Genomic DNA, 13,817 nt, shown 5'->3' on the forward strand with positions numbered 1-13,817 from the left:
GGCCATTATTGGGACAACTCTTTTATTTCCAGTATCGGGCGATCAAAAACCGTTTCCTTATCGCCTTGCGATCTCATCCATGAGCGAAGGTCTACGTCCATCTTTTTTACCAGCTCCCTGTACTTCGGATCGGCTGCAAGATTGTGCTGCTCCATCGGATCGGATTTAACATCATACAATTCCTGCGCTGGCCTTCGGTGATATTTTTGAACGATTGCCATTGCTTTGGAATTAGTCTTTGCCTGATTATACCAGGAGTTCCAATAAGATCCTGCGCGGTCTTTTTTCAAAAGGTCAGAATGATTGGTATGCAGGTATTCCGGATGTAGGTTGAGGATATAATGAAACCGCTCATCGCGCACGCTCCGGATAGGATAAACATTCATCTCACCATCGCCACTATGCGTAGTGTAAATCTTATCCCTAAAATGATTGGCTTTGCCTGATAAAATCTTTGTAAATGATTTTCCGTCCAAACCGGCTGGAACCTCGCTTCCGGCCAGATCGATAAAAGTGGGAAAGATATCTACCCAGCTTACCATTGCCTGTGTGCGTACGCCCGGCTTGATGTGACCTTTCCAACTTATTAGTAAGGGCGTTCTGATACCGAGATCGTAGAGATTCCATTTGCCGAAAGGCCATTGGGCGCCATGATCGCTGGTGTAAACATACACCGTATTGGCCCCCAAATTATTGTCGGCCAACTGAAAAACCTTACCCATTTCCTCGTCCATACCCGTTACATCGCTATAATAGCGGGCCCGCTCAAGCCTGGTCTGGCGCGTGTCGATAAAATAGGGCGGAAGTCTTATTTTTTCAGGGTCATAAACCGGGTTTTTCGTCCAAAGAACATGAGGCCTTCGATCTCCCACAAGTAAACAAACCGGCCCTTTAACGGGATGTGTTTTAAAGTATTGCGCTACATGTTGGGCAAGGTTGGTGCGGGGCGGACTGTAAACGTCAAAACCAACGGTCTCGTTCATTTTTTCATGAGCGATTTTACCAAACCCAACCACGGTATAGCCGGCGGCTTTCAGGTTTTCGATGAGGGCTTTTACGCCGGGTTTCGGATAAGTATGATTCGCTTCAGCGCCATTCCTTGCGGGCATCAAACCCGTCAGCAATGCAGCCCGGCTTGGTGCGCAGGCAGGCGAGGCGACGAAAGCATTGTCAAATCGCATGCCTTCCCGCGCGAGCTTTTCCATCGTCGGTGTACGGACCTGGCCATCTCCATAAACTGAATTATCCAAAAATCCTGCATCATCGGCCAGGTACATCACTATATGAGGCCGCTGTTGGGCCCGAATGCCCGCATTGTATAAACAGCAGCCGATAATTATTAGTTTCAAAAATGCTTTCATTACTTCTCTTTCGCGCGCTTGGGTAATACAAATTTTTCCTTTGCCCATTGTTGCCAATGCGTCACCAGGTCTTTTAAAATGTCCGGCTCCTGGTCTGCCACATTGTGTAGCTCTGTATTATCTTTTAAAATCTGATAGAGCTCCCAATTTTCAGATTGTTGATGTTTCACCGCCTTCCATGATCCTTTGCGAACTGCCTGATTGCCCATATGCTCCCAAAACATATAATCATGGGCCGCCAACTTTTTACCCATTAAAGCATTAGCAAAACTTCTTCCTTCCAAGGGGTAGATGGAATGATTATCATGAACAGCAGGATATTGGGCGCCGCTTACTTCAAGAATGGTGGGCATTACGTCGATCAAATAGGAAGGTGTGCCTGCAATGGTATTTTGCTCAGTCTGCCTTTCCGGCCAGGAAATAATAAAAGGCGCCCTGATACCTCCTTCCTCCTGCTGCACTTTCCATTTACGATAAGGCGTACTTGAAACATTGGCCCATCCTGTACCATAAGAAACAGCTCCGGATTCTGCCGGATCATTAATCGCTTCCATTGGGCCACCGCCCAGTTCCTTGTAAGGTTCAGGGCATGCGCCGTTGTCGCTTAGAAATATAATCACCGTGTTGTCATATTTTCCTCTGGCTTTGAGGAAACTGACAAGCTTACCCACGTTTTGATCGATGCAACTGATTTGTGCGGCATACACCGCCATTCTATAAGCCACATCTTTTTGTTCCTGCGCGCTCAATTCGTTCCAGGGGCGCACCTCTTCGGCTCTTGGAGAAAGCTTTGTTGCCGGATCGATAATGCCCAACGCTAACTGCTTTTTAAATCGGGCTTCCCGGATTTCATCCCAACCCCGGAGATACTTGCCCTCAAACTTTTTAATATCTGCTGCTTTCGCCTGCAATGGCCAGTGTGGCGCATTATAAGCCAGGTAAAGAAAGAAGGGTTGATTGTCTTTTTCCTGATTGATAAAGGCAATGGCCGAGTCAGTAAAAGCATCAGTAGTGTAATAGGGAGCCTGGGGCGCAGGCAAATGCGTGTTCATATATGTTAGTCCACGCCCACCCTCTGGTTTGAGATAGCTCGAAGCGCCGGCAAGAATGCCATAATACTTGTCAAAGCCACGCTGCAAAGGCCACTTTTCTTCGCCGTGCATACCGAGATGCCATTTACCGGTCATATAGGTGTGGTAGCCCGCCGGTTTCAAAACCTCGGCAATTGTAACACAATTTCTATTAAGATAGCCTTTATATCCTGGTGTGCCCCAATCCCATTGACTTTTTTGATCGGGCCTTTTAAAGGGGTCTTCGCTCATAGCGCCAATGCCGGCCTGGTGTTGAAAAAGGCCTGTCATTAAACTTGCCCGGGTAGGGCAACACCGGGCGGTGTTATAAAACTGGCTGAAGCGGACGCCATTTGCTGCCAACCGGTCGATATGTGGCGTGGGAATTTCACTCCCATAACATCCCAGATCCGAATAGCCCATGTCGTCGGCCATGATGAGAATGATATTGGGTTGGTTTGTTTGTGCTCGAGACAAAAATGTGATCAGGATAAAAAAGCTCGCAATAATTCCTTTCTTCATTTTTTATAATTAGGGTCGTTTAGGGATTAAATCTATTTTAAAGATCGATCATTTTTGCTGTGATAGCCGGAATGTATAAAAAAAATAAATGCTTCATCGCTAGTAACCTGCGTTTTGAACAATGTTGGGATTAGCGTCGATTTCTGATTGCGGAATCGGGAACAGCACGTGCGTGGGTTTTGCATTGACCACGCCACGCTGCACAGCGGAGGAAACAAATTTGCCATGCCGGATCATGTCTTCCCGGCGCTTGCCTTCCGAGATAAACTCCCAGCCGCGCTCCCTTAGTACAGCGTCTCTAAATGCCTGCTGATCGGGGGTGTTCACCAAATTCAGGTCACCAATTCCGGCTCTTGAACGGACTAAATTGATGAGGTTAAATGCTTCCGTCGTGGGCCCGCCGTTTAATTCATTGAGCGCTTCGGCACGTGCCAGTAAAATATCCGCATATCGCAAAAGTGGGATATCGTTGCCTGATTCGTTTTTTAATCCGTTGTTATCAAAATACTTCATACTACAGGTGCTATTGGGCGTAGCTGTTAAATCGATCACCCGGTTGGCGGTGTTTACATATTTACGCAACACCAGCACATAGCGTTTATCGGTTGTATCAAAGGTTTTAATAAACGCGTCGCGCAACTTGTATTTGGTCGCAAAATTTTGAATGGCAGAAGTCCAGGTGTACTCAGGCAGCTGCTCGCTGTATTTAAAGCCCAGCGGCATTGCACCCGAAGGAAACCAATTACCCATATTTACCTTTGCATTCGTGCAGGGCACTACCCAAATCATCTCCTTGTTGCCTTCGTGCTCTACTTTAAACATATCCTTAAACACCGGGTATAACTCGTAATAATTTAAATCCATCAGGCGTTTGGCTGCATCTGCGGCTCCCTGCCAGGATTTGATATTTAATAGAAACTTAGTAAGCACAGCCAGCGCCGATCCTTTTGTGGCGCGGCCAAAGGCTTCTTCTTTAGATGGATCAGGCAAGCTGCCCACAATGTCGTTCAATTCTGTTTCAATAAATGTTTTAATCGTTCCATCATCGGCTTTTGGTAGCGCAACGTCGTCGGTTGTCGCCGTTCTCAACGGCACAGGGCCAAAATAGTTGTATAGTTGCGTATAGGCGTAAGCCCTTAAAAATCGCGACTCTGCCACCAGTTGCCTTTTGAGATCTTCCGAGGCGTCTCCAACGTTATCAATATTCTCGATCACCAGGTTCGCATCCCTAATGGTTCTGTAATAAGGCGTCCAGCAAATGCCAGCGAACTGGCCCACCGACGGATCCCAGGTAAAATTGATAAACTGCGTATAGATCAGGTTTTCGTTACCGCCTGTATTAAAAGAAACATCGGTGCACACTTCGGCGAAATTCAGGGAAAACCTATAATTGGGTTGAGATTGAATTCCGGCGTAAGCCGAAAATAAAAGCGCCTTAATGCCGGCAGTGTTGGTTAATACAGTACCAGGCGAAAATTCGTCTCTTGGCGTAAGGTCCAGCATTTTTTTGCATCCCGAAATACTGGCCACCAACAATAGCAATAACAGGAAATTTTTTATAGTTCGCATAACGAGTGTTTTAAAATTCAACATTCAATCCAAATGTGTATGTCCGGGTGTAAGGATAAGAACTAAAATCAAGTCGCATGATGTCGCCTGCACCGGCATTGGCTGATGGGTCGATACCTTTATAATTGGTTATAATGGCGAGATTTTGACCCGTAGCAAATAAAGACAAGGCCCGGATGCGCTTATCTTGTGGCAGCGGCACATCATAGGATAGCCGCACCGATTGCAGCCGGATATAAGACGCGTCCATCACGGTCTTCGAGTTTACCTGGCGTTGGCCCTGAGCGACAGGATGAACAAAAGACGGATACTCGTTGGTAGGATTTTCGGGCGTCCAACGATTTAAGTAAGGTTCCGCTAATTTGTTGCGTCGCAGGCTCACAGGGAAGTAAGCGTCAACCATACTGTTATATAAAAGACTGGCGCCCTGCGATCCTTCGATATAAAAATTTAGCGAAAGCTGCTTGTATCTCAACAGGCTCGAAATGCCGAACGTATAGTTGGGAAAGGGTTGGCCGAGTATTTTGCGGTCTCTGTCTGTAATAGTACTGTCGCCGTTCAGATCCAGATATTTCACATCCCCCGGTTGCACGTTGTCTTTAGTTACAGAGAAGTCGTCGTTGGTTTGCCAGGTTCCCACAATTTCATAACCATAATAAGATTGAATCGGACTTCCGGGTTGAATAATCGCGAGGCCGCCGTTGATACCCAAACCGCTATTAATAATATTGCCAAGCGATCCGATACTCAACACCACATTTTTATAGAAGGAGATATTCGGATTCAGATCCCAGCTAAAATTGTTGGTTTTGATGATCGAAGCGTTGAGTTGTATATCAACACCTGTATTCCGCATGCTGCCGATGTTCCTGGTTTGATTTGTAAATCCGGAACTTGCCGGCAGCGGCAATCCTACCAATAAATTGGTGGTTCTGCGACGGTAATATTCAATGCTTCCGCTTAGCCTTCTGTCCAACAAAGAAAAATCTAAACCGGCGTCGAACTGTTCGGCTGCCTCCCATTGCAGATCCGGGTTTTCCATCCGTGTTGGAAAAATGGAAGCATAGATATTGTTTCCGAACACAGTGTTGTTGGCGACTGAAAAGCTCGGTATGAAAAGATAATTGGCGATGTTTTGATTACCGGTAACACCGTAACTTAATCTCAATTTTAATTCATTAAAAAGGTCACTTTCGCTCATGAATGATTCCTCATTAATCTTCCACGCAATGGCGCCTGAAGGAAAATATCCGAATTTATTATTTGCGCCAAAGCGGCCCGACCCGTCTGCGCGGATAGAAGCGGTCAGCAGGTATTTGTCTTTGAAACTATAGTTTATTCTTCCCAGATAAGAAATCAACACGTTCTCATCAAACCCGCTGCCGATGACGTTTTGGGTGGGGTCGCCCGTCCCGATTGCATAGTAGGTGAGATCAGGTAAAGCGAAGCCGCGACCATTTCCGGAGAAACTATTGGTGCTGAAATGCTCATAAGTAGCGCCCGCTACCGCATTGATACGATGATCTTCTTTCGCATAATTGTAGTTCAACGTCCCTTCCCCCATATAGTAGGATTTTGTTCCGGTAAGAATAGAAGCAACACCATTATATGGACGGCCTGATTGCGTAAATGGTGCGATCCAATCGTTGCGGCGCGTGCTGTTGATGTCGCCACCCAGGCGAAGTTTTGCCGACAAAGAAGGCACGATAAAATATTCGCCAAACAAAGTACCGAAAGTGCGGTACGAATTACCGATGCCTGTTTCACCATTTACGAGCGCTACCGGATTGTCAACATTCATAAAAGGCGAACGGTTATAATTGCCGTTGGCATCAAAGATCGGGGCGGTAGGATCATAGTTGATGGCCGCATAAATAGCCGCGCCGTCTTCATTGGTTCCACGTCCGGTTGAACTGAATTTATCTTTAATATAGGAAGTACTGAGATTGATGCCTATCCTGTACTTTTTTTCCACGCCATTTTCAAGATTCACACGAGCCGTATAACGTGTCGTTCCGGAGTTCTTCATCACGCCTTCCTGGTCAAAAACACCCGCAGAAATAAAATACCGGGTGTTGCGGGCGCCGCCCGAAATAGACAGATCATAGCTCTGCACATTTGCAGGCCGGTATAGTTGCGATTGCCAGTCGGTACCCGTTCCGTAGTCGCCAGATACTGTGTCGGACTGCAAACCACCGCCGTCCGCAATGATAGCGTTAATGACATCATGATATTGCTGCGCCGTCAAATCCTTTTCCATTCTTGCAATTTCCTGGAAACCGTAATAGCTGTTGAGGTTGATTGAGAAGCGGTTAGCTGAGCCCGATTTCGTGGTAATCATCACGACGCCGTTGGATCCCCGCGACCCGTAGATTGCCGTCGCAGAGGCGTCTTTCAAGATTTCGATGGACGCTATGTCCGACGGATTAAGGCTGTTTAGCGGGTTTCGGGGATTGGCGTCCGCAGCAAAAGCACCCGAGCCGCCCACCGGAGCGCCATCATTTACCGGCATGCCATCAATTACATATAAAGGATTATTTCCTGCATTGATGGATGTGATTCCTCTTACCTTGATGTTCATGGCACTGCCCGGCTCTCCTGAGGACTGAGTGATTTGTACGCCAGAAGCACGCCCCTGCAGCATTTGCTGTACATTTACGTTGGCGCCCGGAGACAGATCCGTAGCCTTAAGGGAAATAACGGATCCCGTAACGTCGCTTTTTTTGACCGTGCCGTATCCAACAACGACGACCTCATCCAAAGCGTTATCCTTCTGTTGAAGTTGCACATCGATTAAAGTTTTGCCGCCCACCTCAACCGTTTGAGGAAGAAAGCTGACATGATTGAACTCCAGAGCGGCGGTTGGTAATACGCGGATGGTGTATTGACCTCGCTCGTTAGTAAGCACTGCATCGTCGCTGCCCTGCACTTTCACGGTGACAGCGGCTAACGGCTGGGACTGAGGATCGGTTACGGTTCCTGTTACCGTCACAGGGTTTTGCCCGAAGAGTGTAACGGCAGCGCTTATCTGCAGGATGCAAATAAATACTATTGACTTAATAATAAATTTGTAGAACATGTGGCAGTATTAGCAATCGTTTAATAAAAATGGCCACTACAAAGTACCTAACGATAATTATATTTTCCTGATCAGTTTATCGTCAATTTTTCTCAATTCTTTAGATATTAGGGTTTGAAAAGAAGCAATCCATCTTTTTCAATATATCTTTGAAAAGCCATATTGAGTACCGCCCGGGCTTCTAAATCTAATCGGACTTGAGGTATAGCTAAAATATCACTGGTGAAATATTTGGTTCATATTACGCTGATGCTTGCTGTAATCTTCTCACAAAAGATGGCGGCGGGTTCATTTTATTATTTCAGGCATTACCAGGTGGATGAAGGGCTCCTGCATAATAATGTCACTTGTATCCTCCAGGACCGCCTTGGCTTTATCTGGATGGGCACCCGTGCCGGACTCAACCGTTTTGACGGATATACTTTTAAAAGTTACACCACCGATCGAAGCCGGATTGGCTCCAACTATATCAGAGCGCTGAAAGCAGATAAAAACGGCCTGATCTGGATTGGCACTTCAGCGGGCCTGTTTACCTTAGACCCTGCCACGGAACAGGTGGAACCGGTGAAAAAACTCGATCAGGTAAACGTTCGCGACTTCGTCATTGACTCAAAAAATAATATCTGGGTGCTGTCGGGCCGCATCTTGCATAAATATGACCAGCGCGCCCAAACCGTCACCGATTTTAATATGCCGGCGATCGCCATAGATATAGACCACCAGGATAATATATGGATGGGCACGGTAGCAAGCAAGTTGAAAAAACTGAATACAAAAACAAATCAGATTACGGAACCCGAACTGACTGCCTTCCCCGATATGGGAAGCCGGCACATTACGAAAATAAAAGTGATCGGTCAGACCGTATTTGTGGGTACCATCGATGGACTTTATTATAACGATTTGAAATCACGGCAGTGCCGCCGGGTTGCCCTAAAAAATAAAAAGGGTACAGAAATATTTGTACGGGATATATTTCCTTCTCAACAGGAAAACATCATGTATATTGCCACCGAGTCGGGCCTTTATATTTACGATACCCAAAGCGAAAAGATCACGCATCTTGAAAAAGTTCCTGCCGACCCCTATTCTTTAAACGATAATGCAATCTACGCCGTGTTTGAAGACAATCGGGAAGGCGTGTGGCTGGGCACATTTTTTGGCGGACTAAATTATTTTTCAAAAGAAAATAATCAGTTTGAAAAATACTATCCGCTCAATATTGACGGGTCTATTTCCGGAAATGCGGTGCGCGAAATTTGCGGCGATCGTTTCGGCAATATTTGGATTGGCACCGAGGACGCCGGCATCAATATGCTCGATATTCAAACAGGCAGATTTTTACAAATTAGCAGAAAAGGCCCATCGCGCGGCCCCTCCTATCCCAACATACACGGTTTGCTGATCCATCATAACAAATTATTTGTAGGGCCCTTTTTTCATGGGCTTGAAGTGATTGATATCTCCACAGGCAAGATCATCGACCAACATACACAGATTCCGTACAACGGCGACAACGTTGGTAATATTGTGATGTCGATCTTCAAAACCTCTGACAACAAAATTCTGGTGGGCACCACCGGCTCGGGCTTGTTTGAGTATAATGAATTGACGCGCCAGCTGACGCCTGTCATCTATATCCCGGGCGACTCTTATGTGTATGCCATCGAGGAAGACCACGAGGGAACGATTTGGACAGGCAGCCTGGTGAAGGGTGTCTTTTATTATAATCCGCGCACCGGGCGTTCTGGAAACATTAACTTCAGCGGCCTGAAAGATTCGACGAGGAACGCTTATTCCGTGCAGGGAATTTATGAAGACCGCCATTATAATATTTGGCTGGCCACGGAAGGTGGCGGGCTTTTCAAGATAAGCCCGGAAAGAAAATTAGTGAAAAGGTACACCGTTAAAGACGGGTTGCCCACAAACAGCCTCTATCGCATCCTGGAAGACGCCGGCGGCAACTTATGGATCAGCACGCTCAAAGGGTTGGTCTGTTTTAATCCGGCAGCAGAAAGTTTTCAAACCTACACCAAAGCGAACGGTTTGATTACCGATCAGTTCAACTTCAACTCGGCTTACAAAGATGCAAACGGCAAAATGTATTTCGGCACGGTGAAAGGAATGATAGCCTTTCAGCCCGAAACCCTGGTTCGTAGTAAAATGGCGCCTCCCATTTATATCACGGGTTTTTTAATCAACTACGAAACGCCGGTTTCCGCAAATTACGCCGGCCCGAAACAAAGTATATTATTTACCGACTCGATCACACTGACACACCTGCAAACCACATTCAGTATTGAATTTGCTGCGCTCGACTTTGCTACATCCAATGCCGTCCAATACAAATATAAAATGGAAGGTATTGATAAACACTGGACCTATCTGTCTTCGAACAGAAGAGCCTACTTCACCGATCTGCCGGCAGGAACCTACACCTTCAAGGTACAGGCAGAAAGTAATTTAGGAGATTGGATAAGCGCCCCGAGAACGGTTCTTGTTACCATTCTGCCTCCGTTCTGGAAAAGCACGACCGCTTTGGTGCTCTACGCTGTCCTCATATTATTAGCTGTTTTTTTTGCTTTTTATATACACCACAAAAACCTGAAAAAGAAAAATGAGCACCGCCTGAAACTCTTCGAGCTGGAAAAAGAAAAAGAAGTATACAATACTAAAATGAATTTCTTCATCAATATTGCGCATGAGATCAAAACGCCGTTAACGCTTATCAAAGGCCCGGTAGAATGGGCTTTGAGCCAAATTAATAATATAACCGCGGTAAAGCGCAATCTTGAACTCGTCAATAAAAGCGCCGACCGGCTGGTGGCCCTTACCTCCCAACTGCTTGATTTCAGGAAGATGGAAACCAACCAGTTTAATTTGAAATTGGCGCCCGCTAATATCAACACAATCGTAACAAACGCAGTTGCTTTTTTCAAAGCTGAAATTGAAAAAAGAAATATCCTTTTGAAAATATCACTGCCATCCAAAACAGTTGAAGCCTTGCTGGATGAAGAAGCCTTTTTGAAGATTATTCATAATTTAATGTCGAACGCCATTAAATATTCCAACCGGATGATCGAAGTCAGGTTGCTCACTTCCGGAAGCCAAAAGGTCGCTTTTAAATTGCAATTCATTAATGACGGCCCGGTTATACCCGGGGAAAGCAGAAAGAAAATATTTGATCCCTTTTATCGCGTTCCCTCACAATCGCATGTCCAAGGCACAGGAATCGGGCTCGCATTAGCCCGGTCGTTGACCGAACTTCACAAGGGCACTATTGCTTATCGCGAAGAAGATGGATTCAATATTTTTGAATTAACTTTACCCCTATATCAGAATTTTACTTTTAATAACGCCATAGAAAATATTCATGAACACGAAACGGTCATTATTGATCATTGACGATGAAGAAGATCTGCTGGGTTTCCTTTGTGAAATACTTGCTGAAGACTATATCACGTTTAAAGCGGCTACGGCCGAAGAAGGCCTCGCGCTTTTAAATTCAAAGATGGTCGATTTGATTATCAGCGACATTATGATGCCCGGCCTAAGCGGACTCGACTTATGTGCTATTCTGAAATCAGACGTTGAGTATTGTCATATTCCTATCATTTTGCTGACGGCAAGAAAAAGCGATACCGACAAGTTGGAAGGCCTGGAAATAGGCGCTGACGCCTACATCAGTAAGCCGTTCTCACCAAAGCTCTTGCAGGTGCAGGTAGCCAATCTGCTGAAAAACAGAACCAAAATCAAGGAACATGTAGCCCACAAGCCTTTTGATGATGCGTTACTGAATTTAAGATCAAAATCAGATGAAGCTTTTATTAATGATGTAACGGTGTTTATTCAACAACATCTCGATAATAAAGACCTGAGTGTCGACGATCTTGCCGAACACATGAATATGAGCCGGCCTACTTTTTATCGGCGCATGAAATCGGTCAGTAAACTTTCGCCAAAAGATTTTATCGACCGGATAAGGCTAAAAAAGGCTGCTGAATTGATTGCCGAAAATGACAACAAATTTTTCCAGATTGCTAATAAAGTAGGATTTACCTCGCAAAGTGTTTTCGGTAAAAACTTTCAAAAGCATTTCCATTTATCGCCCCGAAAGTTTCTCGACCACTTAAAAGCAAAATGGGATTGATGTTGGCCCGTTTAATTTTTTTGCTTTATCTCCCTACGACCGGAAATTGAGAAATGCGGAGGCGTGTGCAGCCATACGGAATCAATGTGATGGCCGCTTCTTTTTGTTTTTCAATACCTTCATTATACATAATACTATAAGGGATGGGGCCCGACATTTCATTATACAGCTGCCATTCGGGTATTCTACGACCTTTGGTTTTTAGCGTAATGGGCGCCGCAGCAGCTGTCCACGGATAGGCCCCAACTGCTTTTTGATCAACAGTAAATTGTTTTGGAAAATCTGCGGCTGATACTGCATTCAAGCCATAATTCCAGGGCGTCGCCGGTTTTATTTCAAGATAAGAATCACCATGTTGCTGAGGGTCTTTGACGTTTTTCACTCTTGTCTCCTGCTCTCCGATTTTCAGAGCATACACCAACGGGCCGCGTTCCACAGAAATTGAATTTTCGTACCAGGTGTCTTTAAAAATGTGCATCGGCATTTGAAGGACCACTTTGTCACCGCTTTTCCATTTGCGGTATAGTTTAAATAAAGTGCCGCCTTCCGCCTGAGCATAAGGTTCGCCATTCAGCGTTACGGTTGCGGTTTTGCACCAGCCGGGTACACGCAGGTGAAACGGAAAAGTGATTTCGCTTTTGTGATCATCAAAATGCATTTCAAAAGCCACACGATCTTCAAAAGGATAGTCGGTCGTTTCTTTTATGGTGATGGCTTGATGATTAGCCACTGTTGTCTTTACTTCGCTCGCCGCGTAAACAAATGCCGCAAGGCCCTTGTCGGCAGTAGCATACCAAAGGTTCTGGGTGAACTTGGGCCAACCCTGGTGCATATTGGAAGTGCAGCAGGGATAGCCCATCAAAATGCCATAACAAATATCCGTGCCATTATGATTGACATCAAAATTGCGGTTATGCCGGGTAATCATCACCTGGTTGGCCTGTTGAAAATATTGATGTTCCATATGATCTTCGGTCGTTTGACTGGGCAAAGCATTAAAAGCAATGCGTTCCAGGTGGTCAGCATAAGCTACACGGCCGGTAATTTGTAAAGCGCTTTCCAGCGAAAACATCAATTCTACAGCCGAGCAAAGCTCCGCGCCCTGCGTCGGATTGTTACCGTGGAGCGCTTCATCGCCGCCATACAGGCCGTTGGCTGTACCGTTAAATTTTTTAAGATCGGTCAGCGCTTTATCAAAGGCATCCAGATATTTTGGCTCCTGGCGTTGTTGATAATAAATAACGGGCGACTTAATACCTTGCGCCAGATTGACGCCATGAATGCTGCCCGTCCTGCTTAAAAGATCGGAATGCAAAAAGGCATTTGTAAAATCAAAAGTTTGCTGGTGTATGAGATTGGCCAGTTCCAATAAAAAACGATCCCCTGTGATATTATAAAGCCAATATACCACCATCAGGTTGTCGGCCGCGCGAAAACGCGACCAAAAGGTCCAGTGATCAAGCGGCTTCGCCGGCAATTCCTTTAACTGATATTGAAAATATTTTGTAAAGAGATTGATAACACGCTTATCGCCGGTTGCCATATAGTATTGCTTCAACACTTTCAACATCACCATCTTGGGCCACCAGTCGCGGCTATTGTCCCTTTGCAAACCGGGTTCGTAAGTGTAATCTTTTGAAGGGCCAAAATACCCGTCGGGTTGCTGACTGTTAATGGCCCACTCAATCCATGGCTTAACTTTTTGGATTAGGTTTTTATCATCTAAGATATAAGCCAGCGGCAGCAAACCATCAATCCAATAAGGGCCACGCTCCCATTGATCGCCATCGCCGCCCAGCCAGCCGTTTCGTTTCCCCATCACCGAAGGATAGAGTTCATCCAGCTTACCTGTTGCACCGCTTTTTTGGCGAAGCAGCATTTCTTTCAACCAGCCTTTTGGCTGTATAGCGCCAATCGGAAGCTCTAAATATATATCCTGCTTGAGAGGAGCCCGCACGGGGATCGGAGCCGCTAATTGAGCGTTCAGCCTACTTGCAAAAGATCCCATTAATAAAAAACAGAACGCAACGATATACTTCATTTTGCCAACAATTTTTAACCTGAAA

7 protein-coding genes are annotated in these 13,817 nt (G+C 45.7%); 2 read left to right on the plus strand and 5 right to left on the minus strand.

Annotated features, from left to right (window positions below):
* Positions 1-5: 5 nt before the first annotated feature.
* The 4 genes from ABDK00_RS09015 to ABDK00_RS09030 form a co-directional block, all read right to left on the minus strand.
* On the minus strand, positions 6-1,349 hold the full coding sequence (locus ABDK00_RS09015; RefSeq protein ID WP_346238373.1) for a sulfatase: 1,344 nt from the start codon (positions 1,347-1,349) through the stop codon (positions 6-8).
* Between the two features lie 11 nt (positions 1,350-1,360).
* Positions 1,361-2,953 (minus strand): arylsulfatase, encoded by a 1,593-nt coding sequence (locus ABDK00_RS09020; RefSeq protein WP_346238372.1) that lies wholly within the window; start codon positions 2,951-2,953, stop codon positions 1,361-1,363.
* Positions 2,954-3,052: 99 nt separating this feature from the next.
* The gene (locus tag ABDK00_RS09025; protein WP_346238371.1) at positions 3,053-4,522 is read right to left on the minus strand and encodes a RagB/SusD family nutrient uptake outer membrane protein; all 1,470 of its coding nucleotides are present in this window, start codon (positions 4,520-4,522) and stop codon (positions 3,053-3,055) included.
* A gap of 10 nt (positions 4,523-4,532) precedes the next feature.
* Positions 4,533-7,601: a TonB-dependent receptor gene (locus tag ABDK00_RS09030; protein ID WP_346238370.1), complete on the minus strand. Its 3,069-nt coding sequence runs from the start codon at positions 7,599-7,601 to the stop codon at positions 4,533-4,535.
* Between the two features lie 222 nt (positions 7,602-7,823).
* Here ABDK00_RS09030 and ABDK00_RS09035 point away from each other — a divergent pair, with 222 nt between their 5' ends.
* Both ABDK00_RS09035 and ABDK00_RS09040 read left to right on the plus strand, forming a co-directional pair.
* Positions 7,824-11,006, plus strand: coding sequence for a ligand-binding sensor domain-containing protein (locus ABDK00_RS09035; protein ID WP_346238369.1), 3,183 nt, complete (start codon positions 7,824-7,826; stop codon positions 11,004-11,006).
* Positions 10,975-11,751, plus strand: coding sequence for a response regulator transcription factor (locus ABDK00_RS09040; RefSeq protein ID WP_346238368.1), 777 nt, complete (start codon positions 10,975-10,977; stop codon positions 11,749-11,751). Before ABDK00_RS09035 ends, ABDK00_RS09040 begins: the two co-directional genes overlap by 32 nt.
* 25 nt (positions 11,752-11,776) lie before the next feature.
* Here the strand turns inward: ABDK00_RS09040 and ABDK00_RS09045 are convergent, their stop codons facing one another.
* Positions 11,777-13,792: a beta-L-arabinofuranosidase domain-containing protein gene (locus ABDK00_RS09045; protein ID WP_346238367.1), complete on the minus strand. Its 2,016-nt coding sequence runs from the start codon at positions 13,790-13,792 to the stop codon at positions 11,777-11,779.
* Between the last annotated feature and the right edge of the window lie 25 nt (positions 13,793-13,817).

Origin of the sequence: Niabella insulisoli, from assembly GCF_039652435.2 — a bacterium.
Classification (GTDB): Bacteria; Bacteroidota; Bacteroidia; order Chitinophagales; family Chitinophagaceae; genus Niabella; species Niabella insulamsoli.

Coding starts and splice junctions, on each gene's coding strand:
- ABDK00_RS09020 (WP_346238372.1), bottom strand. CDS start 2,953: ATGAAGAAAGGAATTATTGCGAGCTTTTTTATCCTGATCACATTTTTG.
- ABDK00_RS09025 (WP_346238371.1), bottom strand. CDS start 4,522: ATGCGAACTATAAAAAATTTCCTGTTATTGCTATTGTTGGTGGCCAGT.
- ABDK00_RS09030 (WP_346238370.1), bottom strand. CDS start 7,601: ATGTTCTACAAATTTATTATTAAGTCAATAGTATTTATTTGCATCCTG.
- ABDK00_RS09040 (WP_346238368.1), top strand. CDS start 10,975: ATGAACACGAAACGGTCATTATTGATCATTGACGATGAAGAAGATCTG.
- ABDK00_RS09045 (WP_346238367.1), bottom strand. CDS start 13,792: ATGAAGTATATCGTTGCGTTCTGTTTTTTATTAATGGGATCTTTTGCA.